Raw genomic sequence first — 24,259 nt, 5'->3', positions numbered from 1 at the left:
AGGGAATTTTCCCCTCGAATTGCAGCGGGTTGGAGCGCCCGCATCGCTATTTTCGCCGATATCTTGCATCCCGGCGCGATCGATATTCCATATGCACTCCATGCTGCGTTGGAGATCGACCATGCGCGAACTATCGGCGGAAGCCCGCCTGCACCTTTACGCACGTTCGGTGTCCCGCCGTTCCGGCACCGGCTTTCATATCGCCGCGCTCTACAGCGCGTTCGCGCTCATTGCCGCCATCGTGTTCGGTACGCTCTCGGTCCATCCGTTCTAGGATGAGAGCGCCGTTTTGAACGGCGCGACCGTAATCCCCGCATCCTTCAATGCCTGACGCACGCTGCGCGCGATATCGACCGCGCCTGGGGTGTCGCCATGAATGCAGACGGTGTCGGTGCGCATCTTGATCACCTTGCCGGTGACTGAGACGACCGCTCCGTCTTGCACCATCCGCACTACACGATCCGCGATTTCCTTCGCATCATGCAGCACAGCGCCGGGCTTCTTGCGCGACACCAGCGAGCCGTTGTCTTCATACGCGCGGTCGGCGAACACTTCGTGCACCATCGGCAGGTTGGCGGCTTCGCCGGCCTGCACCAACTTGGAATTGGCGAGCACCACGAAGACCAAGTTTGGATCGACCGACTTGATGCCGCTAGCGATCGCTTTCGCGGTCATGTCGTCCTCGCAGGCGACGTTGGAGAGCGCGCCGTGCGCCTTGACGTGGGTGACCTTGTAACCGGCGGCGGTCGCAATGGCCTGCAATGCGCCGATCTGATAGGCGACGAGGTTTTCGATCTCCGATGATTTCAAGCCCGGGATCGGCCGCCGGCCGAAGCCGTGCAGGTCGCGATATCCGGGATGTGCGCCGACGCTGACGCCGCGCGCTTTCGCAAGCTCAACCGTGCGGCGCATGATGTCGGGATCGCCGGCGTGAAAGCCGCAGGCGACATTCACCGACGTCGCCAGCTCGATCATCGCGGCGTCATTGCCCATTTCCCACGCGCCAAAACCTTCGCCGAGATCGCAATTGAGGTCGATGGTTGTCATGTTCTTGGTCCGCTTCCCGTGAGTGGTTTTTTGTCCCGTCAATCCGGCCCTGCTGCATCCGCAAGCGATGCTGCGTGCCAGGTTCCGGCATCGACCGCGTTGACGGCGTGGCCCGCGACATTGGCATCGTGCAGCGCGTCGATGTTGAGATCAACGTTTTCGATTGCGCGCAGCCGCTCCGGCAAGGTGCGCAGCAGCTCTGCAAATTTGCGCGCCTCCACCTGGGCTTCCGCCATGCTGACGGCGCGGAAGCGGAAGGGACGTCCGGCCGGGATCTGGGCCAATCGCCCGAGGTCGGCCGAAATCACGGTCGCGATCTTGGGATACCCGCCGCTGGTGCCACGGTCCGGCATCAGCACGATCGGCTGGCCATTGCCGGGCACCTGTATGCTGCCATTGACGGTACCGTCGGAAACGATGTTGTGGCCGTGGAGATGTTTGAGCACGGGGCCTTCGAGCCGGTAGCCCATGCGGTCGCTGGTCGCCGATATCTTCCATTCGCTATCGATAAGCAGTTGTTTGGTCTCGTCGGCGAATTCGTCATCCTGCGGCCCCCAGACCACGCGGATCGGCGCATCGGTTGCCGCGGGCAGTTCGATCCGCCGTTCCGGCGCGCCGCTTGCGGCCTTCGTCTGCAACTCGTCGCCAGCCTGCAGCGGACGCGGATAGGGGCTGCCGAGGCCGGCACGCGCGTTGACGGCAAGGCTGCCGAACGTCGGCTCACCGGCAATCCCACCTTCGATCGCGAGATAGCTGAACGAGCCGCCGCGGGCAAAACCGAGCGTCAGGGTCTCGCCATCGGCAAGCGTTGCGGACGTATCCGGCGCCACGGTGCGGCCGGCGATGTCGGCATTGCGCGCGGCTCCTGTCACAGCGACGCGCACGGCTCCGCCGCGGGCGGTAAATTTTGCGCCGAACGGACCGACTTCGACGGCCGCCGCGAATGGCTCATTGCCAACCAGCGTATTTGCAGCCGCCAGCGCCAGCCGGTCCATTGCGCCGCTCGGCACCAGCCCGTAACGCTGGGCGCCGGGACGTCCGCCGTCCTGTACCGAACTTGCCGGGCCGATCGAGGCAATGACAAGCTTGCTCATGGGGCGATCTGCTCGGCAACGAATTCGCCGGCTTCGGCGGCGCGGTCCTGCTCCGCGAACGTCTTGGCATCGACTGCCGTAAAGGTGACGTTGTCGCCGGGCTCGAGCAGGAAAATCGGATCGCGATGGAGCTGGTAGGTGCGGACCGCGGTCCGTCCCAGAAGATGCCAGCCGCTTGGGCCGGCGAGGCACTGCACGCCGGTCTGCACGCCGCCGATCGAGATGGTGCCGGCCGGCGTCAGCAGGCGCGGATTCTGCCGCCGCGGCATATGCAGGGAATCGGCGAGGCCGCTGAGATAGGACCAGCCGGGCGTGAAGCCGATCATGGCAACCCGGTAGTCGCCGGCGACATGACGCGCCACGACCTCATCGGGCGTGGTGTTGAGGGTTTTGGCGACGTCCTCGAGGTCGATGCCGTGCTCGCCGCCATAGACAACCGGAATGCGCCAGCGCCGGGTCTTTGTCGTTGCCGGCACCGGGCGCTGCGCGAGCGCGAGAATCTTCTCGCCGAGCTTATCGAAATCGATCTGCACGGGATCGTAGTGGACCAGCAGCGAGCGATAGGTCGGCACGGTCTCGGTAACGCCGGCTATGCGTTCTGCAGCCAGTTCACGGTCGAGGGCCAGCACCCGCCGGTTGGCGGCATCGTCGATGTTCCGGCTGAATTCCACCGTGATGGCGCTGTCGCCACTCGGCAAAAGGCGGGGCGGGGATAGCGTCGTGGCCATGGCCTCTAGACTGTCTTGCAGCTCTGGTTTTGAGCATGATCTCTCTTCGGAAAACCGGTATCCACTTTTCCGGATCATGCTCGTGTGCTGCCTGCAACCTGTAGCCTGTTTTCGGCGCCAGTGGAATTCGCTTCACGGGAAATCAGCAAGTAAGTTCAATAAATTAATCTGCACGCCGATGATAAGATGTTGTGATCGCGACGCCGCTCACTAGCCCTTGACGCGGTGCCCGCGCCTCGCAAGATGCGCTACCTTTTCATCCATCTTTCCGGAGCCTGCAGACCAGATGTCCCTGACCCCCGAAGCCATCGCAACCCTGTCCGGCGTGTCCACCGCCACCATCACGACCGTTCTGCTCAAGAAGGGACTGCGAAACGTCTGGATGCGCGGCACCAAGCCGCTGCGGCCCGGCCAGAAGCGGCTGGTCGGACCGGCCTTTACGCTGCGCTTCGTGCCCGCGCGCGAGGATCTGGCAACGCCTGAGTCATGGTCCTCACCGATCTCGACCCGCACCGCGATTGAGGCCATGCCGGCTGGCTGCATCGCCGTGGTCGATGCCGTGGGCGTCACCGATGCCGGCATCTTTGGCGACATTCTGTGCGCCCGCATGGTCAAGCGCGGGGTTGCGGCGCTAATCACCGATGGCGTGGTGCGCGACGTCGAGGGCGTGCTCGGCACCAATCTCCCGGTTTGGTGCGATGGCTTCGCGGCGCCGCCGTCGGTCGCCGGGCTGACCTTTGTCGGCTGGGGCGAGCCGATCGGCTGCGGCGGGGTTGCGGTGTTTCCGAACGATATCATCGTCGCCGACCAGGACGGCGCGGTGCTGATCCCGCAGGCGCTGCTCGATCACGTGCTGGCCGAAGGTCCGGAGCAGGAGCGGATGGAAGCCTGGATTGTCAACGAGGTGAATAACGGCGCAGTACTACCTGGCCTCTATCCGATGAACGCCGAGACCAAGGCGCGCTACGCCGCTTCGAAGAAATAAGTCGGAAGAAGGGGAGATCACTTCATGGACATTCATCTCGCAGGCAGCCGGCCGACCCGGCGAGGGCCGGCTGAATATTTCACCGGCACGGTACTGCAGGATCCGATCAACATGGCGCCTGCGCCAGCGCGTCTGAACTGCTCGCGCGTCTCTTTCGAGCCCGGTGCGCGCACTGCCTGGCACACCCATCCGCTTGGCCAGACGCTCTATGTCATTTCCGGCGTCGGCCGGGTGCAGGCCAAGGGAGGTCCGATCAGGGAGATTCGTCCCGGCGATGTCGTCTGGATACCGCCGAATGAGAAGCACTGGCACGGCGCTTCACCGGAAAACAGCATGACTCACATCGCGATGCAGGAGGCGCTCGACGGCGTCTATTCCAACTGGATGGAGCATGTCACCGACGAGGAATATTCTGCTGCGGTCGGCTAGCTAGACCCGCTGTGCGGTCCAGGTACCGGAGCACAAGGCTGCACGCCAGGTGCCCGATCCCGACGTGCCTGTGAGAACGCCGGAGCCGACCGCGCGCTTCATGCCGCTTGCAAGGGTTACGCGGATCGCGCCGGCTTCGGCGACGCGTCCGGATGCCGTTACAGCCGCGGTGTTCGATGCGACCTGGCCGTTGCTGATGCCGATCGAGACCGACGCACCGCTGATGCAGGCGGCGCTCGAGGAGCTGATCTGCACATTCCAGTCGCCGTCGAACTTCGCGGCTGCGGATGGTGTCGCAAAGGCGAGCATAGCAAGCAGTGAAGCGGTGGCTGCGGATTTCCGATGCTTTCCCATGACGTGCCCCTTTGGTTTGGACACGATCAGGTTTCTCACAGCGGTTCAGGGGCGACCGTGATTGCTATCACGCGTCTGAAAAAGCCCCGTGTTGTGGCGGGGCTCTTGTTGAATGGGAGGCGGTTGGTGGCCCGTTAGTTGACGCGGGTCCAGGTCTGGCCACCACAGAACATGCCGCCGAAGGCGCAGCCCTGAACGCGCAGGGTATCGGTGCCCTTCATCGCGATCGTGGAATCGTAGGTGCTGCCGCTATTCGGATCGAGAATCCGGCCGCTCCACTTGTCCTTGCCGGGCTTCATATTGATCAGCACCTGCTCGCCGTTCTGGTTCGACTTCTTGTCGACGGCATAGCCGCAGAGATTGGGGCCGCACTGCTCAATACGCACCCTGCCTTCCTTCTCCTCCGTCAGCCACACGCCGACCGGTGAGTTCGCCGCCGGTGGCGCCGAAGGGGGCGGGACGGCGGCCTGCTGTTGCGGCGGCAATGGTGCTGGTGCGGGAGCAGGCGCGGGCGGTACTGCCGGCGCGGCGCTCTGCGGCACTTGAGGAGCGGCCGGCGCTGCTGGCGTAGGCGCGGTAGCTTCAGCCGGCGCAACGGCTGCTGTTGCGGTGGATGGTGCAGCCGTAGGAGCGGCAGGAGCAGACGGAGCAGGGGCGGTAGGCGCTGGCGGAGTCGCCGGAGTGGCTGCCTGTTCAGCCGGTGCCGGTGCGGCTGGAGTTGTCGATTCGGGTGTAGCCTGCGGGGCGGTCTTAGCCTGCTGCGGCGTCTTCTTGGCCGGGCGATCGAGATCGCCTTCCTCGCCACGCGGGCGCTTCTTCTTGCCGGTATTGTCGTAGACGCCGGGAATGGAAACAGTGCCGCGATCAGGATCGATCGTGATGGTGCGGCCGTTATACTCGAACGTGTATTGGGCCTGCGCGGCGGTGACGCTGGTCGCCAGCAAGAGCACAGCAACAGCGAGACACTTCTTCATTATGACGACCTCCTGAGCAGGGAATCCGAATTCCTGCAGCTTCTACGCAGCGGCAGCTTCATCCAACGTGATCCAGATCACTTTCAAACTATTAAGTCGTGTACTAGCGGCATTGGTTCAATTCGACCGCCGCAGTCTAAAATAGCGCCCAACTGGCGGTCAATTTCCTGCAACAACAGTCCGTTCCAGCCGGAAATCAATCGAGCCTGGCGGCATAGATTTTTCCAATGCTGCCATCTCCAAACCGATGTGCAGCCACATGCCGCTCTCCCGTAAATCGCTGCAGTTCTTCTCTCATGTCACGACGGCGTACGACATCCTGCGTCATGCGGGCGTCGATCTGGCCAAGAAGGACTTCTTGGGGCCGCCGAGATAGCCATCAAGCGAGCGTGGAAGCCTACGCGCCACCGTTCCCTTTGTTGGCGGTAGCCCGTCCGGTCATCTCGCTCTTCAATTGCTCGAAACGCCGGCGGGCATCGCTCTCGCGGTCGTCCACCATCTGGATCGCGGCTTCCCTCGACATCGGGCCGCTGACGACCGGTGCGGAATTGTCTCCGATGGTCTCGTCGACATAGTAGTTGCCGTTGTCGAGACGGACGGTCCATTTGAAGCGGATCGCGGCCATCGGCCCGGGACCGAACTTGGTGTAACCATGAGCCTCGATCGGCGGTGGGGTCGTTGGGAGCGGTGGAGGGATTGCAGGCTTTGGCTCGGTGACCGCAGCCTTTTCGGGCTCGCGACGGGCGTCAGGCGGGTCAAGAATGCTGGCGATAGTCGCCAGGGCATTGTCGGTGGGGTCGCTTGGCATCACGATTCAGCCTCCGGATCGAGCCCGTTTGCGGAATCAGTGTCCATTGCCGCCCCGGGCCCCTGCCTTGCTTCCGAGTAAAGCCGGGCTTTGTCAATCCGTGGCTTTTTTGGGGCGCGACTAGGCGCACACCGGCGGTATTCTGTTCTTCCAAGGGCGCTCCTGTTCGAGCTGACCGGCCAGCCGGAACAAAGTGGCCTCGTCCCCGAATTTGGCCGAGAACATCAAGCCGAGCGGCAGTCTGGCCTTATTCCATGCCAAGGGCACCGACATCGCCGGCTGTCCGGACATGTTGAACATGGAGGTGCCAGGCATGTAGCGGCGCAGGATCGGGGCAATGTGAGACAGATCGTTCGACATGGTATTGAGCTCGCCGATGCGCAGCGGCGGCGCACACAATGTCGGAGACAGGAAGACGTCGCAGCCCTCGAAGAAGGTCGCCAGCGCGCGTGATATCTGGAAAGCACTGAGCTGGGCGGCGACATAGTCGGTCGCGGTGACCTTCTTCGCGTTGTGTGCATGCGCCAGCGTCAGGTTCTCGATATCTTTGTCCGTCATCTCCCGGCCGAGCCTCTGCTCGAGCAGTCGTACCGTCAGCGCGGTGTTGCCGCCGACGATCGTAGTGATGGTCGCGGCCGGATCCGCGGGAAGTTTCGGCGCACGTTCCTCGACGTGGTGGCCAAGCCCGGCCAGCAGGCTTGCGGTCTCACGCACCGCGGCCGCGATTTCCGGATCGATGGCGTCGCCATACGGTGACTTGTCAGTGAAAGAGATGCGGAGCCGGCCGGGATCGCGACCGACCTCCTGCGAAAACGGCCGCTCCGGCGGCGGCGCGACATAGGGGCTCGACGCTTCAGGGCCATGGATCGCGTCCATCATGACAGCACTGTCGCGCACGCTGATGCTCACGACATGGCCGCAGGAAAAACCACCCCAGCCTTCGCCGCGATCGGGGCCGAGCGGATTGCGGGCTCGCGTCGGCTTCAGGCCGAACACGCCGGACGCGGAGGCTGGGATCCGGATCGAGCCGCCACCGTCACTGGCATGCGCGACGGGGAGGATACGGGCGGCAACCGCCGCCGCCGCGCCGCCGGATGAACCGCCGGAGGAATGCTCGAGATTCCAGGGGTTGCGGGTGGGCCCGAACAGGCGCGACTCCGTCGTCGGCATCAGACCGAATTCGGGGCTGGAGCTCTTGCCGAAGATGGAGACGCCGGTATCGAGGAAACGCTGCGCGAGCGTTCCGGTATGATCAGCCACAAAATCCTTCAGAACCGTCGCGCCTGACGTCGTCCGCGTGCCCTCAAGGAGATCCAGATCCTTCAGGAGGAAAGGTACGCCGGTGAAGGGCCCGTCGGGCAGGCCCCGCGCGATCTGACGTTCGGCATAGTCGTAATGCTTGACCACGACAGCGTTGATCTGCGGATCAACCTTCACCGTGCGCGCGATGGCTTCGTCGAGCAATTCCCTGGCCGAGACCTGCTTCTTCCGAACCAGCTCCGCAAGCCCGACAGCGTCGTAATTGCCGTATTCCTTGAAAGCCATGCGCGCACCTCCTTGCCAGCCGATCGATCGAGCGGCCAGGCCCAGATCATTGACGACGGACTTAGCCGAGCACGTCCTGATTGATCACGTTCTGGCGTAGCGGATCGCCATCCAGCACGCTCAAAATGTTACGGGCGGTCTGCTCGCTCATCCGGTCCACGGCTTCCACCGTGACCCCAGCAACATGCGGCGCCATGATGACGTTCGGCAGGGCCAGCAGCGCCTGACCGGCCGGCGGCGGCTCCTGCTCGAAAACGTCTAGCCCTGCGCCGGCAATTTTGCCGGACGTTAGAGCTGCATGCAGGGCCGCCTCGTCGACAATGCCACCGCGCGCCGTGTTGATCAGATAGGCCGTCGGCTTCATCCGGTTCAGCCTCTCGGCATCGAACATGCCGACTGTCTCCGGATTTTTCGGACAATGGATGGTGACGAAGTCAGCGCGTGGCAGCGCAGCGTTGAGGTCAGCGACCAGCTCGCAGCCGGCGGCCTTGATATCGGCGGGGGATTTATAGGGGTCGAAAACCAGGACGTTCATTTCCATGGCGAGGCACCGCTTGGCGGTGCGGGTGCCGATGCGACCGAACCCGACGATGAGGACCGTCTTACCAAAGAGGTCATAGGGCAGCATTCCGAGCCTATCAGCCCATTTGTCGTCCCTGACCAGCGAATGCATTTCGGTCGCGCGCTTGGCGAGGGTTAGCATCATGAACAGCGCGTGTTCGGCGACAGAAGGCGAATTGGCCGTGCCTGCTACCATCAGCGGGACCTTGCGGCGGCTGAGGGCAGGGACGTCGACCGCGTCGAAGCCGACGCCGATCCGCGTCACCACCAACATATCCTTGGAGGATTCGAGCTCAGGCTCGCCGAAGCGGGTGCCGCCGAGGGCGACGCCATGGACCGGCGCGTGCTCCTTCAGCTTGGCGTTGAAATCCTCCTGCGAAATCATGTTGGGAAATTCGACGAGCTCGATGTCCTCTCGCGCGTGAAGCAGCGCTCTTCCCTGTTGCGACATCGATTCCGTGACGAAGATTTTCTTCTTGTTGGTAGTCATTCCCTGCCCTTAAGTCTCACTGGTGCGCCGTCAAAGGACGACGCCGGTCACCTCGTTTAGCAGGTGCATATTGTTGAGGTCCACAGCCAATCGGAAGGGGGCGCCATCGTGTGCATCGGCGTTGGGATTGACCCGGCCGCAGACCTGCGTGCCTTCCAGCGTAAAGTAGATCAGCGTTTCCATTCCCATCGGCTCGGTGACATCGAGCACCGTGTCGAATGTCTCGACGCCCGGCTGGGCATGCGGCCTGGCCTCGGTGATATGCTCTGGCCGCAGCCCGAGCAGCAAATTTTCGGTGCGCGGAACGTTCTGGTAGCGGACGGCGCGGGCAAGCGGCAGTGGGAAGGCGAGGCGATCGGTAAGCCGAACGTGCAACTTGCCCGCGACATCCTCCAGCCGGCAGGGGATGAAGTTCATGGCCGGCGAGCCGATGAAGCTGGCGACGAATTTCGTTGCCGGCTTGTGGTAGAGCTCGTTCGGCGTGCCGATCTGCTCGATTCGGCCATGGTTCATCACCACGACACGGTCGGCCAGCGTCATCGCCTCCACCTGGTCGTGTGTTACGTAAACCGTCGTGGTGCGGACCTTCTGGTGCACCTTCTTGATCTCGATCCGCATCTGTACGCGAAGCTTGGCGTCGAGGTTGGATAGCGGCTCGTCGAACAGAAACACTTTTGGGTTACGCACGATGGCTCGGCCCATGGCGACGCGCTGGCGCTGGCCGCCGGACAATTGCTTCGGCTTGCGGTCGACGAGTTCGACAATGTCGAGCATGCGCGCGGCCTCGTCGACCCGGCTCTTGATCTCGGCCTTTGGATAGCGCTTCAGCCGCAGGCCGAACGACATGTTCTCCGCAACCGTCATGTGGGGGTAGAGCGCGTAGTTCTGAAACACCATCGCGATATCGCGATCCTTCGGCGGAACGTCGTTGACGATGTCGCCGCCGATCATGATGTCGCCGTCGGAGATGTCTTCCAGGCCGGCGATCATTCGCAGCGTGGTGGATTTCCCGCAACCCGACGGTCCCACCAGCACGACGAACTCATGGTCGGCGATGTCGAGATCGATGCCGCGCACCGCCTCCACCTCGTCATAGCGCTTAACGACCTTCCGCAACGTCACGTCAGCCATGAAATCAACCCTTTGTCGCGCCAGCGGTGAGGCCGGCAATGTAATAGTCCATCAGGAACGCGTAGATGATGAGCGGAGGGGCTGCGCCGAGCAGGGCGCCGGTCATGATCTGTCCCCAGTTGAAGACGTCACCCTTGATCAGCGTGGTGATGATGCCGACCGGCATGACGAGCTGATCGGTCGACGTCGTGAACACCAGCGGATAGAGGAATTGCGCCCAGGACACCGTAAAGGCGAAGATCGTCGCTGCGATCAGGCCGGGCAACGCCACCGGGATGAAGATCCTGGTCAGCGTCTGAAACCAGGATGCGCCGTCGATGATCGCAGCTTCATCGAGCTCCTTCGGGATGCTTGCAAAGTAGCCGATCATGATCCAGGTGCAGAACGGCACCGTAAGGGTCGGATAAAGGATCAGCAGCACGTACCATCTGTTGATGAGCTGGATGCCGGTCCAGTCACCGATCACCGCGAACATCTTGAAGAGCGGGATGAAGAGCAGCGTCTCGGGGATGAGGTAGGTCAGGAACACGCCGGTCGCGAGCGTCGCCGAGCCCCAGAACCGCATCCTCGAAAGCGCAAAGGCTGCGGGTACTGATATCAGCATGGTGATAGTGACGACGAAGATCGATACGATCGCCGAGTTCCAGAAGAAGCGCAGGAACTGGTTCGATGTCAGCAGCGCGATGTAGTTCTCCAGAGTAGGATGGAATACCCACCACGGATTGGTCGCCGCCGAAATCTCCGCGCTGCTCTTCAGCGAGGTGATGAGCATGTAGACCGGCGGCGTCAGGAAGAAGATCGCGAAGATCACCAGGAAGAAATACGACCAGCGCAGCGCCCAGGCGCGATCGCGGCTTATGCTGCCGTACTTGACCTTGCGGGTCGGCGCGGCCTTATCGATTGTCACCGTGCTCATCAGGCTTCATTCCCGCGTTTGGAGATATCGCGCAGGATGAAGATCGCTGCGACTGCCAGGATCGGCACCATGAAGAGGGACACGCTGGCGCCCAGCGGAATGTCGCTGCCCTCGATGCCAATCCGAAACGCCCATGTCGCGAAGATATGGGTGTGATCGAGCGGGCCACCCGCGGTCAGGATGCGTACGATATCGAAATTGGCGAAGGTCACGATCAGCGAGAACAGCGTTGTGATCGCGATGATGTTGCGCATCATCGGCAGCGTGACGTACCAGATGCGCTGCCACCAGTTGGCCCCGTCGATGGCGGCGGCCTCGTAGAGTTGGTCGGGCACGGATTTCAGCGCCGCCAGATACATGATCATGAAGAACGGCGCACCCACCCAGATATTGACGAGGATCACCGAAAAGCGCGCCCAATAAGCATCACCGGTCCAGGGGATCGGCCCGATGCCGAAGAACGACAGGGTGTAGTTGAACGCGCTGTAGGAAGGATCGAACAGCCAAAGCCAGGCCAGCGTGCTCATCGCCGGCGGAATCACCCACGGCACCAGCAGCATGCCGCGCCACTTGCGCTGCCCCTTCGCCGGGATGTTATGGACGAAATGCGCAATGATGAAGCCAAGCACCGCCTTGAAGATGACGGCCGTGATCGCGAAGATGCAGGATTGCTGCACGACGAGCCAGAATGTCTCGCGCTTGAACAGGAATTCGAAGTTGCCAAGCCCGACGAAGCGCGACATCGATTTGTTCAATGTCGCCAGGTGCAGCGCGTAGAAAGCCGGGTAGATGACGAGAGTCGCGATCAGCAGGATCAGCGGCAGCGCCATCAGGAACGCCACGGTCGATTTGCGCTTGAGCATTTTGTGCAGGCTGCCGCGTTTGCCCACGGTTTTCGAGGTGGCGGCCCGGTTCGGCTGCAATACAACGTCAGCCATGGTCTGTTCTCACCCTGTCACGTTCTGTCTTTATCGCAGAGTCCGCGATTGAATGCGGATGCGTAATGGCGGCCTGCGATCAGGCAGGCCGCCATATCGTCCCGTCCGTCAGCTTCGCATGAAGCCTTCGCACTCGCCTTCAGCCCACGCGAGCACCTTTTCCATCGGCTCACCCTTGTGATAACGCAGGCACATCTTGGTCAGGGTTGCCTGCGTATAGATCTGCTGGGCGATCTTCGGTGGGGCAGGCGCTGCTGCGATCGAGAGCGTCTGATGGTTATGCGGGTTGGGGTAGTGGTAGAGGGTGCCCTTCGGCGGCCCTTCCTCCTGCCAGACTTTTAGGGTGGTGAGCTTTTCGTAGCAGGGCAGATCGTAGCCACCGCTCGCCACACACATCTTTTCGATCGCATCCGACTGCGAGAGAGCCCTGAGCACGCTCTTGGCCGCTTCCTTGTTCTTGGAGAACGACCAGGTGCCCCAGAAGTAGGCGAGGTAGGGTGCGTAGCGGCCCTTCGGTCCGGCCGGGAAGCCATGAGTCCAGCACTGCTCGGCCACCTGCGGTGCGTCGCGCTTGGCAACCGCCCAGGCGCTCGGCGGGTTCATGATCATGGCGCCCCTGCCGGACACCAGCCATTTATTGTTGGAAGAGTCGTCCCAGGCGCCGGCGTCCGGCGGAAGGAAGGAGATCAGCTTCTTGTAGAATTCCAGCGCCTGGCGCACTGCGTCGGTCTTGACGGTGAGGTTGCCCTTCTCATCGACAAGGGCTGCGCCAAACGACTGGAAGATAGCGCCTGCCGTATCGACGTTATCGCTGGTCTCGCCGAGCCCGATGCCGAACGGAACGCCGCCCTTCTGGCAGGCTTCTGCGGCCTTCAGGAAAGTATCCAAATTCCAGCTGTCTGCCTTAGGCGGAGCGCCGGCGGGATACAGCGCCTGCACGTCGATGCCGGCATGCTGCTTCATGAGGTCGATGCGCGAGCAGGGTCCTTTGATCTGGCTGCCGACGCTGGCAGGTACCGCAAGCCATTTGCCCTTGGACTGGCCGAGATATTTTACGGTGCCGTTTGGTTCGCCATTCTGCTTGATCAGGCCATCCATGACATCGTTCATGGGTTCCAGAAGCTCGGCCTGCGCATGCGGCCACCAGGTCGGCATGGCCAGAATGTCGTGGCCGGATTTTGCCTGCGCTTCGGCGGCGATGGTCAGCAGGTTCTTGTTGCCTTGGCTTGGGATGTAGTCGATCTGAACCTCGACCTTCTCCTTCTCGGCCCACGCATTCACGATATCGGTGGAAGCCTTGTTGGCGCCGGGAACCCAGTGGTCCCAGAAACCGATCGAGAGTTTGCCGGCGGCATGCGCGCCGCGCACATAAGGCGCTGTAATGAGGGCTGCGGATGATAGCGCTGTCGCAGCAACGAATTGTCGGCGAGAAAGCTTCCTGCGGGACATGGGCGTTTCCTCTTTGCTGAGCCAGATTTTGCTTTTTGTTTTTCTTCTCCATCCGGCGGGAGCCGCGTCGAGGCGGGGCCAGCGGAGATTTTGTAGTTGGATCAGACCAGAATTGTTTGCATCTGTCGAGAAAACACAGCGCATGCCGTCATTGAACTAACGTTGCGTGCGAATTCCGGGCAGCGGGAGAGACAACCTCATGTCGTTCCGGATCGCCGATAATGGCATTGCAATATTGCGCCGCACACGTCGCCTTTGGTGCCGCCTTGGGGTGCGCAATTGCGCCGTGGTTAGACCACCGCGTGTGTAACTTTCTTCGCATCGAAACGGGGTTCGTGCCGTGGAACCGCGAGGTGCAAGTGTGGACGAGTTTGGGGCGAAAACGATAGTTTAGGCCTAAGGATTCTCGGCCCGCCTCGGCGGTCGCATGCCGGGTTCTCGATCGATATGGAGACCAAAGAATGAGCAGTTCTCAGCAAATTGCGATGCCGTCGCGATTGCTTGCAGCGCTTGTCACGATCGTCATGCTGACCGTTGGCGCGTCGGCGACGGCTAACGCGCAGGGGCTGGTACAGGGCGTGCAGCAGGGGGCACGAGAAGGCAACAAGGCTGCCGGTCCGGTCGGCGGCGTGCTGGGTGGCGCGATCGGCGGCGTCGTCGGCGTGGTCACCGGTGTTACCGGCGTTCTGACCGGGGGTAACAATAATAACAGGAACGGCCAGGCGCCTGCGGCAAAGGATGTCAGGCAGGGCGAGGCTTCCAAGCAGGGCGATGCTGCCAAGCAAGGCGATACACCGAAACCGAAGGGCGGCAAGCAGACGAAGACCGCCGCCAAGCAGCCGCCGCAGCAGCCGGCTGTGCTCACCCAGACGAGTGCGCCGCAACTGACGGCCGAACAGATCGTGGCCAACAGCGACGCCAACATCGAGCGGATCAAGAAAGAGCTGAACCTGACGCCCGAACAGGAAAAGCATTGGGCCGCCTTCAATAGTGCGATGCACTATCTCGGCCATAACGGTGCCGAGCGCCTCAATCTGAGGATTGCCCGCGCCAAGCGCGATCCGCCCGATGACATCATCGAGCAGATGCGGAATGAGGCTCAGTTCCTCAACGACCGTGCCGTCGATCAGCGTAATGTGGCTGACGCGGCCGAGCCGCTGTTCGCCAGCCTGAACGACAAGCAAAAGGAGTTTTTCGTTCAGGAAATGGTCAAGCTAAGCCACGAGCGCGGGCTCGACTAGCGACTGTGCCGGACGAATAGCCGGGTACGCATGCCCTGGGGTAGGTTGAAAGGCGCGGCACCCGGCTACTCTGCCGCAGCGGCGCGGCTCCTCCAATCTCATTGCAATGATGGAGGAACCCTGACCGACTCGCGCCTTAGTCGTGGCTGACTTGCGGCGTTGTCGGGAACTTCATTCTTTTGGCAGCCAGTGTTGCGGCACAACATCAGGCGCAGCCCGACGCCACGGAAGAGGGCTTAACTCGGCGGCACGACGCCTTTGAACTGAGCTCAGATGCACCGGGTGCGCGTCCGGAGGCTCACGTCTTCGGAAAATTCAATTCGACGCCAACGCCGTCGGGATCGTAGAGAAAGAACTGCGTGTCGCCGGTACGCGGCACGATGCTCTCGCGGAATTTGACGCCCTTGGCCCGCAGACGCTTGCGCATACCCTCGACGTCGGTCGCCGCAAAGGCGATGTGGTCCAGCCGGCGGTATCTTCGTACTTCCGCTCGGTACCACGGACCACAATGCCCTCCCGCGGCTTGCGCGTGCCCATCAGATGCACCGTGGCGGTGCCGCCGGAATAGAGCCAATAGCCGGGGAAATCGAGCGGAGGACGGTCGCCATTCTCCAGCCCGAGCACGTCGCAGTAGAAATCCTTGGAGCGCTCGAGATCCGCGGGTTCGATTGTGTAATGCTGCAGTCCGCCAAGTCCCATGATCGTCTCCCCTAGACAAAGCTGAGATCGGTCTCGACGCCCATCATCCAGGCGCCAACGGTTTCAAAATGTCTGATCTGGCCCTGCAACTGCTGGGTCACGGTATGGATGTCGCGGAAGCGGCGTTCCAGCGGATGGTGTTCGAAGATCGCGGTGGCGCCAGCGGCATTGTAGGCGAAGTCAACCGCCTCGCGGGCCTTGTGAATGGCGTTGGTTGATGCCATGCGGATGTTCATGCGCTGCGCCACCGTAATCGTCGCGCCGGCTTTAAGATCTTTCCACGTATCGGCCATCGACTGCAGCACGTAGCCGCGCGCCGCGCGGAGATTGACTTCGGCCTGGGCAAGATTGCTCTGCACCACGGCATTGTCCCGCAACGATACCTTTGCGCCGCGCGGCACCTTGTTGCGCATCGTCTCGACGAAGTTGTCGAGCGCGGTGCGGGCGATCCCGCAGGCGACGCCGGCAAAGCCGACCTGGTAACAGGTGTGATTGCTCATGCGGTAGAGCGGGCCGGTCTCGCGGCATTCCCGATCAAATTCGCGGGTAATCGAATGGTCCGCGCGCACGAAGAAATCGTTGAGCGCGAACTGGTCGCTGGCGGTGCCGCGTAGGCCAACGGTGTTCCAGATATCGGTCCACTCGACATCTTCGGCGCGTACCAGCATGGTGCGCTCGAGCGGGACGCCATTTGCGTCGTATTTGGGTGAGCCATCGGCCGCATAGATCGGGCAGTGCGCGCCGAGCCACGTCGCATGCCGGCCGCCGGAGGCAAAGGACCACGCGCCGGTCACCCGATAGCCGCCCTCGCATTCGACCGCGCGAACCTTGGGGCCGGGCCCCCACGCCAGCACCGCCCGCGGATCACCGAAAATCGCCTGCGCCACCGGCAGGTCGAGATAGGCCGCCGACATCGCGCAGCCTCCGGCCTGGCTCAGGCACCAGGCGGTGGAAGCATCGGCTTTGGCAATGGTTTCAATGACGTGGAAAAAGGTCACGGGGTCGGTTTCGATGCCGTTGGTCGAACGGGGCAGCAACAGGCGAAACAATTGTGCGTCGTGCAGTTTGTCGAGCAGTGTGGGAGGCAGCCGGCGCGTGGTCTCGATCTCGTCTGAAGCTGCCGCGACGTCAGGACGTAGCGCCTCAGCCCGGGCGATCACCGCCCGGTCGCCTGCAAGATCGGCAGAGTTTGCGATCGACATATTCAAGACCATACCTGCCGGGTCCATCGCGTTCGCGTGTCAGTGGTTCACGGAAAGGCTATCTTGCCATCGCCGCGATCGGCAAGTCCACGGCGATGCGGAGCACATCTGCCCCAGCAATTGAGCTCTTGTGTCGCTCTGCACAATGAAGGCGAAAGGCCATGGAGCGCCGGCAATGACGCTACACATTCGCGCCTACTTCGACCTTCCGGTCAGACGCTGCGGCGCACGCCGATTTGTTTAAGTTTTTTGCGCTAGCATTGCAGTTTGTCCGGGATCCAATCCGGATGGGGCGGACGGGATGGAAGAGAAGCGAAAGTATCCACGAACCGAGATCGACGAGCCTGCCTATGTCTCTTCGGGTGGTTCCGTCACGTCCTGCGTGGTGCGGAATATCTCGCCCGCGGGGGCAGCAATCGATGTCGACAACTCGGCCTTCGTCCCACAGCACTTTCGCCTCGTGATGGCAAAGAATCCCTCTGTCGTGCATGAGTGCAGGGTGGCCTGGATCCAGAAGAACCGTATCGGCCTTACCTTCACGAAAATCGCGGATTCGGTTGCGGAACCTTCGCCATTGTAACGGGGGAGCTGAGCACGTTACTCGATGCGCAACTTTGCGTCGCGCACCACCTTGCCCCACTTGTCCATCTCCAACGTGATACGCTCGCCGAACTGATCCGGAGTATTGGCGACCGGCTTGAAGCCGAGCACCGTGAGGCGTTCCTTCACGTCTGGCTGGGCGACGATTTTGGCGATCTCGCGATGAAGCAGATTGATGATCTCTTTCGGCGTCCCCGCGGGCGCGACGATGCCCGTGAGCGTGTCGGCGTCCTGATCCTTCACGCCTTGTTCGGCGAAGGTCGGCACGTCGGGCATGCCGGCGGCACGTTCACTTGACGCCACGCCCAGCGCGCGGAGTTGTCCGCTCTGCACCGCCGACAGGGCAGGCGGCAGTGCGGTAAAGGCGATCGGCGTGTGCCCGCCGACCGTTGCCTGGATCGCCGGCCCAGCACCTGTGAAAGGCACGTGCACCAGGTCGAGCTTGAAGGCCAGCCGGAACAGCTCGCCGCCCAGATGCGGCGTCGATCCGATGCCGGGCCCGGCAAAGCCGTACTTGCCGGGGTTATCCCGAATGAGCTGCACCAGCTCGGGAAGTGTCTTGGCGGCTACCTGCGGGTTGACCACCACGACATTCGGCGAGACCGCGACCAGCGTCACCGGCGCGAAATCCTTGACCGGATCATACGGCACCTTGGCGTAGAGGCTGGGATTCACGACGAAGCCGGTGCTGATCACCATAATGGTGTAGCCGTCCGGCGTCACACGTGCGACCTGTCCGGCCGCCGTATTGCCGCCGGCGCCGCCGATGTTTTCAACGAAAAACTGCTGGCCGAGACTGTCGGTCAGCTTCTGCGCCACGATGCGGGCGATGGCGTCGGTCGGCCCACCGGCGGGAAAGCCGACCACCACGCGCACCGGCTTGCTCGGATAGTTTTGCGCCGACGACACCACGGTGCCGGACAGCAGCCACGCCGCTGCCAGTAGTGCCCGTAAAGCCGCGGCCATGGCGCTCTCCCCGATGTGTTTGTTGGGGCTATCATCGGCGAGGTGGCGACGCCGGACAAGAGGTTCGGTGAGGTGCGCGGCTGCTATTTCTTGAGCAGCGGCTTGAGCCGCTCTTCGAGCTCCTCGAACGACATCGAGCCTTGCAGCCGCACGCCGTTGATGAAGAACGTCGGCGTTGATGTGACCTTCAATTCGTGATGGGCGTATTGCTGATCGGCGTTCAGCTTGTCGAACTGCGCCTGGTCTTCTTCGCAGGTCTTGACGTCCTGCTCGTTCATGCCGTGCTGCTTGCCGACATAGATCAGCGTATCCTTGGTTTGCGCCATCAGGCGGTCCTGCAGCTTGAACAGCATCTCGACTGCGCCGAGGTATTTTTCGGAGTCGCCTTTGCCAATGCAGCGCGCCAGTATCGAAGCCGCGGCAGCCTTGATGTCGAGCGGAAATTCGCGAAACACGAAACGTACCTTGCCGGTGTTGATGTATTTCGACCGCAACATCGGAAATACGTTCTGGCCGAAGGCTGCGCAATGCGGGCAGCTCATCGAGGAATATTCGGTGATGGTGATTGGTGCTTTCTCAGATCCTATTGCAATGTCCGGCAGCGATACCGGTTTGGCGACGGCTGCGGCAATCGCACTTTGTGCGACGGCGACACCCGGGGCGGCCGTCGATGCAAAAGCGAGGAGGGCGGCGAAGGCAATGCGGCAGCGAACGTTCAACGGTTACTCCGAAGGGGATTGGCGAAAGGCGCTCGGGCAATGCCGCGACGATGGACCACTCTACCGGTTTTGCGCACCAAAGGCCATCTGACCTGACTGCGATCGCAGTAGTTGACCATGAATTGATGGCGATCCAATCATAGGGGACCGGCAAACTCTGAAAACCAGCAAGAGAACGTCATGACCCAGCACACGATGCTGTCGAGAGAAACGCAGACGGCGGACGCCATGTTGCGGTCACGGGCTAGCTTGGTCGTTCCGGGCGGCATGTGGGGTCATCTCAACGCGGCGCGGCTTCCCGAAGGATATCCGCAGTTCTTTGCCTCCGCGGAGGGTTGCCGCGTGCGCGACGTCGACGGGCGCGAATACATAGATTTCATGTGCAGTTGGGGGCCCATCCTGCTCGGTCATCGGCATCCCGATGTGCAGACGGCGGCTGAGGCGCAGGCTGCCAAGGGAGACTGCCTTAACGGTCCCGGCGAAGTCATGGTGGAACTCGCCGAGGACCTTGTGGCGATGCTGCCGCACGCCGATTGGACGATGTTTCAGAAGAACGGCAGCGATGCGACCACGAGCTGCGTGACGATCGCCCGCGCCGGCACTGGACGCCGCAAGGTGCTGGTCGCACGTGGCAGCTATCACGGTGCCCTGCCATGGTGTTCGCCGAGTGTGGCCGGCGTGACAGCCGAGGACCGTGCGCACCTCCTGCACTTCGAGTACAACGACGTGCAGAGCCTGCAAGCGGCCGCTGAGGAAGCGGGCAAGGATCTCGCCGCGATACTGGTAACGGCTTTCCGCCACGACATGGGTCGCGACCTCGAACTGCCGACGAAGGAGTTCGCACAGGCCGCGCGTACGGCATGTGACGCCGCCGGTGCTGCTCTGATCATCGATGAAGTTCGCGCCGGCTTGCGTATCGATATCAGGGGAAGCTGGGAAGCGCTTGGCGTGCGTCCGGACCTGTGCGCCTGGAGCAAGGCAATCGCCAACGGCTATGCGCTGGCTGCCGTCACTGGTAATGATCGCTTCCGCGAAGCCGCCACCAAGGTATTCGTCACGGGGGCGTTCTGGTGCGGCACGGTGGCGATGGCGGCCGCACGTGCGACATTGCGGATCGCGCGCGAAACGGATGTCGCCGGGCACCTCCGTGCGATGGGCTTGAGATTACGCGAAGGATTGGCGTCGCTCGCAGACGAGCATGGCATCGCGATCCGCCAGAGCGGTCCGCCGCAGATGCCGCTGATGTTGTTCGAGGCTGACGCGGACGTCCGAAAGGGCCGGGCATTCTGCTCGGCCGCGCTACGCCATGGTGCATTCTTTCATCCCCAGCACAACATGTTCCTGTCCGCGGCGCATCAGTCCGCTGACATCGACGAGGCGCTGCAGGCGGCCTCACAGGGCTTCAAAGCCGTCCGCGAATTGGAAACGAGGTCCGACCGGTAAATCGTCGTGCACACCAGAGCGGTGTGGAATCGGAACTATCAATAAAAATGCCCCGCGAACACGGTCTTTGACCGGCGATGGCGGGGCAGTCTTAGGAGAAAACGGCGAGATCGCCGAATGATGATGCGACAGCGTCGTCGGCATCATGCACGTCGACATTCTCATCTCATGACGACGATCGCATTGACCTGGATCAAATAGCCCGGCGCGCCGGTCCTGAATACGAGCGCGACGGAACACCCGACCGCACGCGCGCAGTCCGCGAGACTTCGATTTCAGGACGCAGTCAGTCCATCACGCGACGCGATTCCATGCGTGCCGGCCGCGGGCGGGCGTATAGCACACCGGATGTTCGAACTCATGATGGTCGGCCAAGTGCGTGACCTCGACGCAATTGGCGTTCAGGCGGTCGTTGTCGACCAGCCGCTCGGCTAACATCAGCGCTTCGGAAGGTCCGATCGCTTGCACTTCGATCTGGCGCTGCAAGCATTTGAAGCTGTGGCCGTCAGAGTTACAGAGATCCTTGTAGAAGGAGACGCGATAAGTGTTCATCTTGCACTCCCATCCTTCCAGTATTCTGTGCACTTCTTTCAGGCGTCCATGTCGGCCAGCCGCTGGCGGTTGCGCAGCATGATTTGGCGCGCGCTCGAAAACATCAGAATGCCCTGGTCGCTGAGCTGTGAAAGCGCCCGCGAAACGGTTTCCAGCGTCAGGCCGAGATCATCGCCGATGTCGCGGCGGCACATTGGCAGGGCCACCATACCAGCTTTGGCGAGCCGGCGGTCCATTTCCAGCAGGAAGGTAGCAACTTTTTCCATCGCTGTCTTACGCCCGACAAGCAGCATATGGTCTTCACCCGCGTCCTGCAACCCATGGTGGACCACAGGATGAAGAGCCTGCCTGTGCTGGATGTTCAACAGCGGCTGGTCGGGATCATCGCGCGTGAGGATATCATGCGAGCGCTCACCGAAAGCGCGCGCCACTAAGTCGGTTCTCCTGCCGGAGGCGCCAGAACCTATCCGGACCGGGCCATGTCCTCGGGCGATTTCAGAAACATCCCGGACATCGTGTCAACCCAACACAGATGGTCGTGAACTTTCCTCACGCCGGCGACGTTCTGCGCGGCAACCATAGCCGCCTGCCACGCGCGCTCGTCGGTGATCACGCCACTCACATGAACGATGCCGTCGCACATGATCTAATGGGCACGCGTGTGACGATCTCCTGTTCCATGCCATCAAGAGATGGCAGAATGCCGCGGCTCGCGCAGCGGGACTGATATAGTCATGCTAGGGTTACTTGGATCGGGTGCGATTGACGGGGATCAAACGTTATCTCGTTGTCATCCGATAGGACGCACGCACTTTCGTAAGGACGAAAGACAAGATGCATGCCATGGTCCTGACGGCGCCCGGAGCGCCACTGCGGCTTGAGCAGCGGGAGCATCCGATACCCGGGCGAGGGGACGTGTGCGTCAAGGTCGCCGCCTGCGGCGTCTGCCGGACCGATCTCCATGTCGTCTATGGAGAATTGCCGGACGTTGCCTATCCAATCGTTCCCGGCCACGAAGTGGTCGGCCGGGTAGCGGCACTCGGTGCCGGCGTCACATCCTTAGAAGTCGGCGAACGCGTCGGCATTCCCTGGCTCGGCTACACCTGTGGCGAATGCCCGTATTGCCGGAGCGGCCAGGAAAACCTCTGCGATCGCCCGCGTTTCACCGGATATACCTGCGACGGCGGCTTTGCCACGCATATCGTCGCCGACGCTCGCTATTGCTTTCCGCTTGGGGAAGCCGGCGACGATGTTGCCATCGCGCCTTTGCTTTGCGCAGGCCTGATCGGCTGGCGCGCGCTTGTTATGGCGGGCGAAGGAAAGCACCTCGGCATCTTCGGCTTTGGCGCGGCCGGCCATATCATTGCGCAGGTGGCTCGCTGGCAGGGCCGCTCGGTCTATGCGTTCACCCGCGCCGGCGATGTCGAGGCACAGCGCCTTGCAAAATCGCTCGGCGCGGAATGGGCCGGCTCGTCCGAGCATCCGCCTCCGGCGCCGCTCGACGCCGCAATTATTTTTGCTCCCGTGGGCGGTCTCGTTCCGCTGGCGTTACGAGCCGTGCGCAAAGGCGGACGCGTGGTCTGCGCCGGCATCCACATGTCGGACATTCCCTCATTCCCTTACCACATCCTCTGGCAAGAACGACAACTGCTTTCGGTCGCCAATCTCACGCGCGGCGATGGCATCGAATTTTTCAAGATCGCTGCGCAAGCGGATATCAAGACCTACACCAGCACATTCCCGCTGTCGGAAGCCAATGAAGTCCTCTCAAAGCTGCGCGCCGGGCAAATCACTGGCGCCGCCGTGCTGCTGCCGTGACTAAACGATCCCCCACCAACACGGCCACCCCCGATGCTGACCTGCAGCAGGAGGTGCTCGCCTTTCTCGACCGCTCGAGCTTCGGTCCGGCGAAGGGTGGCAAGCGGATCGATACGCATGCCTCCGTGGTATTCCTCGGCGCCGATCGGGCACTGAAGATCAAGCGGGCTGTTCGCTTACCGTTTCTCGACTATTCGACGCTGGAGAAGCGCAAGCGCGCCTGCGAGGAGGAACTGCAAGTCAACGCCGCTAACGCCCCCGAGCTGTACCGGCGCATCGTTGCCATTACGCGCAGTGCCGATGGCGTCTTTGAGATCGACGGCTCCGGTACGCCGGCTGAATGGGCAGTCGAGATGACGCGGTTCGACGAGAAGCAGTCGCTTGATCGTGTTGCGGCATCGAGGAAAGTCGATCCATCCCTTGCGGTGGCGCTCGCCGACGCGATTCTGCATTCCCACGCCAGGGCGACGCGGTCGGACGGCGGAAGCTGGCTTGCGTCTCTCCTGCCGATCATCGGGCGCAACACCGCAAAGTTCCGCGCCGTGCATGGACTCGATGTTTCTGCCGTCGAACAACTCGATGCCGCCAGCCGCGATTGCGCAACGACATTACAACCGCTGCTCAGGCAGCGTGCCGAGGATGGTTTCGTTCGCCGTTGCCACGGTGATCTGCACCTTGCCAATATCGCGCTGGTGAACGGCCGGCCTCTGCTGTTCGATGCCATTGAATTCGATCCCGTGATCGCCACGACGGACGTCCTCTACGATCTCGCGTTCACGCTGATGGACCTCATGCATTTCGAACAGGGAGCGGCGGCAAATGCCCTGCTCAATCGCTACCTTGCGGGGGCAGGACAGGAGAGTCTCGATGGCTTGCGCCTGCTGCCATTGTTCTTGTCGATGCGTGCGGCAATCCGGGCGCATGTGCTGTTCGTCAAGGCCGAAAATGCCGGGGATGGCGAAGCCGCCTGGCAGGAAGCGAAACGCTACTTCGATTTGGCAGGACGGCTGATCAGCCCGGCGCCACCCTTGCTGGTCGCGATCGGCGGCTTGTCGGGCACCGGAAAGTCGGTGCTCGCGCGCGGAATTGCCGGTCTTATCGAGCCGCCGCCCGGTGCGGTCATTGTCCGCTCGGACGTCGTTCGCAAACGTCTCTTTGGCGCCAATGAGACTACCGCTCTGCCGGAATCTGCCTACCGACCCGATACTTCGAAACGGGTATATGACCTGCTTTCGAGCACCGCCCAGCGCATTCTCTCCCTGGGTTGCTCGGTGGTGCTCGATGCCGCCTATCTGCAGGAGGCCGAGCGGACGGAAATTGCAGACCTGGCCGCCACGCAAGGGGTACGCTTTCTCGGCCTGTTTCTGACGGCCGATCTCGCGACACGGCTGGCGCGGATCGATCAGCGCAGAGCGGATGCGTCAGATGCGACGCGGAATGTTGCACTGAAGCAGGAGACATTCGCAATCGGCACGGTAAGCTGGCATATAATCGATGCCTCAGGAACACCGGACCAGTCACTGCGCAATGCCTGTGTTTTCTTGCCCGCGGCCCCCAGATGAGCGCTGAA

Annotated in this window: 26 protein-coding genes and 4 pseudogenes; 10 read left to right on the top strand and 20 right to left on the bottom strand. The window is 62.2% G+C overall.

All coding sequences use genetic code 11. The features are described from left to right. The first annotated feature begins 121 nt into the window (after positions 1-121). On the top strand, positions 122-274 hold the full coding sequence (locus J6524_RS03060; protein ID WP_197423201.1) for a hypothetical protein: 153 nt from the start codon (positions 122-124) through the stop codon (positions 272-274). On the opposite strand, the gene J6524_RS03055 is transcribed toward J6524_RS03060, so the two are convergent. Genes J6524_RS03055 through pxpB form a run of 3 tightly spaced genes read right to left on the bottom strand, consistent with a single transcriptional unit; the run spans position 271 to position 2,869 of the window. After that, positions 271-1,047: a LamB/YcsF family protein gene (locus tag J6524_RS03055; RefSeq protein ID WP_225668835.1), complete on the bottom strand. Its 777-nt coding sequence runs from the start codon at positions 1,045-1,047 to the stop codon at positions 271-273. The two genes, J6524_RS03060 and J6524_RS03055, sit on opposite strands and share 4 nt — an antisense overlap. 38 nt (positions 1,048-1,085) lie before the next feature. Next, positions 1,086-2,141, bottom strand: coding sequence for a 5-oxoprolinase subunit C family protein (locus tag J6524_RS03050; RefSeq protein ID WP_225668834.1), 1,056 nt, complete (start codon positions 2,139-2,141; stop codon positions 1,086-1,088). Further along, positions 2,138-2,869 carry a 5-oxoprolinase subunit PxpB gene (pxpB, locus tag J6524_RS03045; protein WP_225668833.1) on the bottom strand — a complete coding sequence of 244 codons (732 nt, stop codon included), beginning with the start codon at positions 2,867-2,869 and terminating at the stop codon, positions 2,138-2,140. The genes J6524_RS03050 and pxpB overlap by 4 nt, the downstream gene beginning before the upstream one ends. 286 nt (positions 2,870-3,155) lie before the next feature. On the opposite strand from pxpB, the gene J6524_RS03040 reads away from it, so the two are divergent. Then, a complete protein-coding gene (locus J6524_RS03040) occupies positions 3,156-3,854 on the top strand; it encodes a ribonuclease activity regulator RraA (protein ID WP_225668832.1) in 699 nt (232 codons plus the stop codon). Between the two features lie 24 nt (positions 3,855-3,878). Continuing rightward, positions 3,879-4,283: a (R)-mandelonitrile lyase gene (locus tag J6524_RS03035; RefSeq protein WP_225668830.1), complete on the top strand. Its 405-nt coding sequence runs from the start codon at positions 3,879-3,881 to the stop codon at positions 4,281-4,283. On the opposite strand, the gene J6524_RS03030 is transcribed toward J6524_RS03035, so the two are convergent. Next, entirely contained in the window at positions 4,284-4,637 is a 354-nt protein-coding gene (locus tag J6524_RS03030) for a hypothetical protein (RefSeq protein ID WP_225668829.1), read from the bottom strand. It lies immediately after the preceding gene. A 134-nt stretch (positions 4,638-4,771) separates the two neighbouring features. After that, on the bottom strand, positions 4,772-5,611 hold the full coding sequence (locus J6524_RS03025) for a DUF2147 domain-containing protein (protein WP_225668828.1): 840 nt from the start codon (positions 5,609-5,611) through the stop codon (positions 4,772-4,774). 283 nt (positions 5,612-5,894) lie between these two features. On the opposite strand from J6524_RS03025, the pseudogene J6524_RS03020 reads away from it, so the two are divergent. After that, positions 5,895-5,987 (top strand): annotated as a pseudogene (locus J6524_RS03020) (DUF1993 family protein); the annotation flags it as partial. Positions 5,988-6,008: 21 nt separating this feature from the next. Here J6524_RS03020 and J6524_RS03015 read toward each other — a convergent pair. From J6524_RS03015 to J6524_RS02985, 7 genes are all read right to left on the bottom strand, one after another. Continuing rightward, positions 6,009-6,419, bottom strand: a complete 411-nt coding sequence (locus J6524_RS03015; protein WP_249789250.1) for a hypothetical protein — start codon at positions 6,417-6,419, stop codon at positions 6,009-6,011. 120 nt (positions 6,420-6,539) lie between these two features. After that, positions 6,540-7,964, bottom strand: a complete 1,425-nt coding sequence (locus J6524_RS03010) for an amidase (protein ID WP_225668826.1) — start codon at positions 7,962-7,964, stop codon at positions 6,540-6,542. A 61-nt stretch (positions 7,965-8,025) separates the two neighbouring features. Continuing rightward, the gene (locus J6524_RS03005) at positions 8,026-9,015 is read right to left on the bottom strand and encodes a hydroxyacid dehydrogenase (RefSeq protein WP_225668825.1); all 990 of its coding nucleotides are present in this window, start codon (positions 9,013-9,015) and stop codon (positions 8,026-8,028) included. 30 nt (positions 9,016-9,045) lie between these two features. Continuing rightward, a complete protein-coding gene (locus J6524_RS03000) occupies positions 9,046-10,146 on the bottom strand; it encodes an ABC transporter ATP-binding protein (protein ID WP_225668824.1) in 1,101 nt (366 codons plus the stop codon). Between the two features lie 4 nt (positions 10,147-10,150). Further along, on the bottom strand, positions 10,151-11,062 hold the full coding sequence (locus tag J6524_RS02995; RefSeq protein WP_225668823.1) for a carbohydrate ABC transporter permease: 912 nt from the start codon (positions 11,060-11,062) through the stop codon (positions 10,151-10,153). Next, positions 11,062-12,000: a carbohydrate ABC transporter permease gene (locus J6524_RS02990; protein WP_225668821.1), complete on the bottom strand. Its 939-nt coding sequence runs from the start codon at positions 11,998-12,000 to the stop codon at positions 11,062-11,064. Before J6524_RS02990 ends, J6524_RS02995 begins: the two co-directional genes overlap by 1 nt. Before the next feature lie 108 nt (positions 12,001-12,108). Continuing rightward, positions 12,109-13,449: an ABC transporter substrate-binding protein gene (locus J6524_RS02985; RefSeq protein WP_225668820.1), complete on the bottom strand. Its 1,341-nt coding sequence runs from the start codon at positions 13,447-13,449 to the stop codon at positions 12,109-12,111. A gap of 461 nt (positions 13,450-13,910) precedes the next feature. Between J6524_RS02985 and J6524_RS02980 the strand changes: the two genes are divergently transcribed. Then, positions 13,911-14,690: a Spy/CpxP family protein refolding chaperone gene (locus J6524_RS02980; protein ID WP_225668818.1), complete on the top strand. Its 780-nt coding sequence runs from the start codon at positions 13,911-13,913 to the stop codon at positions 14,688-14,690. A 298-nt stretch (positions 14,691-14,988) separates the two neighbouring features. On the opposite strand, the gene J6524_RS37815 is transcribed toward J6524_RS02980, so the two are convergent. The 3 genes and pseudogenes from J6524_RS37815 to J6524_RS02970 form a co-directional block, all read right to left on the bottom strand. Further along, entirely contained in the window at positions 14,989-15,264 is a 276-nt protein-coding gene (locus J6524_RS37815; RefSeq protein WP_376711979.1) for a VOC family protein, read from the bottom strand. After that, positions 15,222-15,389 (bottom strand): annotated as a pseudogene (locus tag J6524_RS37810) (VOC family protein); the annotation flags it as partial. The gene J6524_RS37815 and the pseudogene J6524_RS37810, both read right to left, overlap by 43 nt. An 11-nt stretch (positions 15,390-15,400) precedes the next feature. Continuing rightward, positions 15,401-16,591, bottom strand: coding sequence for an acyl-CoA dehydrogenase family protein (locus J6524_RS02970; RefSeq protein WP_225668817.1), 1,191 nt, complete (start codon positions 16,589-16,591; stop codon positions 15,401-15,403). Between the two features lie 301 nt (positions 16,592-16,892). Here J6524_RS02970 and J6524_RS02965 point away from each other — a divergent pair, with 301 nt between their 5' ends. Beyond that, on the top strand, positions 16,893-17,171 hold the full coding sequence (locus J6524_RS02965; RefSeq protein ID WP_225668815.1) for a PilZ domain-containing protein: 279 nt from the start codon (positions 16,893-16,895) through the stop codon (positions 17,169-17,171). Between the two features lie 17 nt (positions 17,172-17,188). Here J6524_RS02965 and J6524_RS02960 read toward each other — a convergent pair whose 3' ends face one another. Next, positions 17,189-18,157: a Bug family tripartite tricarboxylate transporter substrate binding protein gene (locus J6524_RS02960; RefSeq protein WP_225668813.1), complete on the bottom strand. Its 969-nt coding sequence runs from the start codon at positions 18,155-18,157 to the stop codon at positions 17,189-17,191. An 83-nt stretch (positions 18,158-18,240) separates the two neighbouring features. Further along, a complete protein-coding gene (locus J6524_RS02955; RefSeq protein ID WP_225668811.1) occupies positions 18,241-18,876 on the bottom strand; it encodes a DsbA family protein in 636 nt (211 codons plus the stop codon). A 180-nt stretch (positions 18,877-19,056) separates the two neighbouring features. Here J6524_RS02955 and J6524_RS02950 point away from each other — a divergent pair, with 180 nt between their 5' ends. Continuing rightward, a complete protein-coding gene (locus J6524_RS02950) occupies positions 19,057-20,319 on the top strand; it encodes an aminotransferase class III-fold pyridoxal phosphate-dependent enzyme (RefSeq protein WP_225668810.1) in 1,263 nt (420 codons plus the stop codon). A gap of 294 nt (positions 20,320-20,613) precedes the next feature. On the opposite strand, the gene J6524_RS02945 is transcribed toward J6524_RS02950, so the two are convergent. Together J6524_RS02945 and J6524_RS02940 are read right to left on the bottom strand one after the other, a co-directional pair. Continuing rightward, on the bottom strand, positions 20,614-20,871 hold the full coding sequence (locus tag J6524_RS02945; protein WP_225668809.1) for a hypothetical protein: 258 nt from the start codon (positions 20,869-20,871) through the stop codon (positions 20,614-20,616). A 38-nt stretch (positions 20,872-20,909) separates the two neighbouring features. Next, a pseudogene (locus J6524_RS02940) lies at positions 20,910-21,173 on the bottom strand (helix-turn-helix domain-containing protein); the annotation flags it as partial. Between J6524_RS02940 and J6524_RS37805 the strand changes: the two are divergent. Then, positions 21,165-21,305, top strand: a complete 141-nt coding sequence (locus J6524_RS37805; protein WP_376711967.1) for a CBS domain-containing protein — start codon at positions 21,165-21,167, stop codon at positions 21,303-21,305. The pseudogene J6524_RS02940 and the gene J6524_RS37805 sit on opposite strands and share 9 nt — an antisense overlap. A 29-nt stretch (positions 21,306-21,334) precedes the next feature. On the opposite strand, the pseudogene J6524_RS02935 reads toward J6524_RS37805, so the two are convergent. Further along, positions 21,335-21,517, bottom strand: a pseudogene (locus tag J6524_RS02935) (BON domain-containing protein); the annotation flags it as partial. 188 nt (positions 21,518-21,705) lie between these two features. On the opposite strand from J6524_RS02935, the gene J6524_RS02930 reads away from it, so the two are divergent. After that, positions 21,706-22,689 carry a zinc-dependent alcohol dehydrogenase family protein gene (locus J6524_RS02930; protein ID WP_225668808.1) on the top strand — a complete coding sequence of 328 codons (984 nt, stop codon included), beginning with the start codon at positions 21,706-21,708 and terminating at the stop codon, positions 22,687-22,689. Beyond that, the gene (locus tag J6524_RS02925) at positions 22,686-24,251 is read left to right on the top strand and encodes a bifunctional aminoglycoside phosphotransferase/ATP-binding protein (protein WP_225668807.1); all 1,566 of its coding nucleotides are present in this window, start codon (positions 22,686-22,688) and stop codon (positions 24,249-24,251) included. Before J6524_RS02930 ends, J6524_RS02925 begins: the two co-directional genes overlap by 4 nt. Positions 24,252-24,259: the final 8 nt, after the last annotated feature.

It is taken from the genome of Bradyrhizobium hereditatis, from assembly GCF_020329435.1.
GTDB lineage: Bacteria > Pseudomonadota > Alphaproteobacteria > Rhizobiales > Xanthobacteraceae > Bradyrhizobium > Bradyrhizobium hereditatis.
This window is presented reverse-complemented; position numbering and strand designations above follow the sequence as displayed.

Coding starts and splice junctions, on each gene's coding strand:
- J6524_RS03060 (WP_197423201.1), top strand. CDS start 122: ATGCGCGAACTATCGGCGGAAGCCCGCCTGCACCTTTACGCACGTTCG.
- J6524_RS03055 (WP_225668835.1), bottom strand. CDS start 1,047: ATGACAACCATCGACCTCAATTGCGATCTCGGCGAAGGTTTTGGCGCG.
- J6524_RS03050 (WP_225668834.1), bottom strand. CDS start 2,141: ATGAGCAAGCTTGTCATTGCCTCGATCGGCCCGGCAAGTTCGGTACAG.
- pxpB (WP_225668833.1), bottom strand. CDS start 2,869: ATGGCCACGACGCTATCCCCGCCCCGCCTTTTGCCGAGTGGCGACAGC.
- J6524_RS03040 (WP_225668832.1), top strand. CDS start 3,156: ATGTCCCTGACCCCCGAAGCCATCGCAACCCTGTCCGGCGTGTCCACC.
- J6524_RS03035 (WP_225668830.1), top strand. CDS start 3,879: ATGGACATTCATCTCGCAGGCAGCCGGCCGACCCGGCGAGGGCCGGCT.
- J6524_RS03030 (WP_225668829.1), bottom strand. CDS start 4,637: ATGGGAAAGCATCGGAAATCCGCAGCCACCGCTTCACTGCTTGCTATG.
- J6524_RS03025 (WP_225668828.1), bottom strand. CDS start 5,611: ATGAAGAAGTGTCTCGCTGTTGCTGTGCTCTTGCTGGCGACCAGCGTC.
- J6524_RS03015 (WP_249789250.1), bottom strand. CDS start 6,419: ATGCCAAGCGACCCCACCGACAATGCCCTGGCGACTATCGCCAGCATT.
- J6524_RS03010 (WP_225668826.1), bottom strand. CDS start 7,964: ATGGCTTTCAAGGAATACGGCAATTACGACGCTGTCGGGCTTGCGGAG.
- J6524_RS03005 (WP_225668825.1), bottom strand. CDS start 9,015: ATGACTACCAACAAGAAGAAAATCTTCGTCACGGAATCGATGTCGCAA.
- J6524_RS03000 (WP_225668824.1), bottom strand. CDS start 10,146: ATGGCTGACGTGACGTTGCGGAAGGTCGTTAAGCGCTATGACGAGGTG.
- J6524_RS02995 (WP_225668823.1), bottom strand. CDS start 11,062: ATGAGCACGGTGACAATCGATAAGGCCGCGCCGACCCGCAAGGTCAAG.
- J6524_RS02990 (WP_225668821.1), bottom strand. CDS start 12,000: ATGGCTGACGTTGTATTGCAGCCGAACCGGGCCGCCACCTCGAAAACC.
- J6524_RS02985 (WP_225668820.1), bottom strand. CDS start 13,449: ATGTCCCGCAGGAAGCTTTCTCGCCGACAATTCGTTGCTGCGACAGCG.
- J6524_RS02980 (WP_225668818.1), top strand. CDS start 13,911: ATGAGCAGTTCTCAGCAAATTGCGATGCCGTCGCGATTGCTTGCAGCG.
- J6524_RS02970 (WP_225668817.1), bottom strand. CDS start 16,591: ATGTCGATCGCAAACTCTGCCGATCTTGCAGGCGACCGGGCGGTGATC.
- J6524_RS02965 (WP_225668815.1), top strand. CDS start 16,893: ATGGAAGAGAAGCGAAAGTATCCACGAACCGAGATCGACGAGCCTGCC.
- J6524_RS02960 (WP_225668813.1), bottom strand. CDS start 18,157: ATGGCCGCGGCTTTACGGGCACTACTGGCAGCGGCGTGGCTGCTGTCC.
- J6524_RS02950 (WP_225668810.1), top strand. CDS start 19,057: ATGACCCAGCACACGATGCTGTCGAGAGAAACGCAGACGGCGGACGCC.
- J6524_RS02945 (WP_225668809.1), bottom strand. CDS start 20,871: ATGAACACTTATCGCGTCTCCTTCTACAAGGATCTCTGTAACTCTGAC.
- J6524_RS37805 (WP_376711967.1), top strand. CDS start 21,165: ATGGTCTTCACCCGCGTCCTGCAACCCATGGTGGACCACAGGATGAAG.
- J6524_RS02930 (WP_225668808.1), top strand. CDS start 21,706: ATGCATGCCATGGTCCTGACGGCGCCCGGAGCGCCACTGCGGCTTGAG.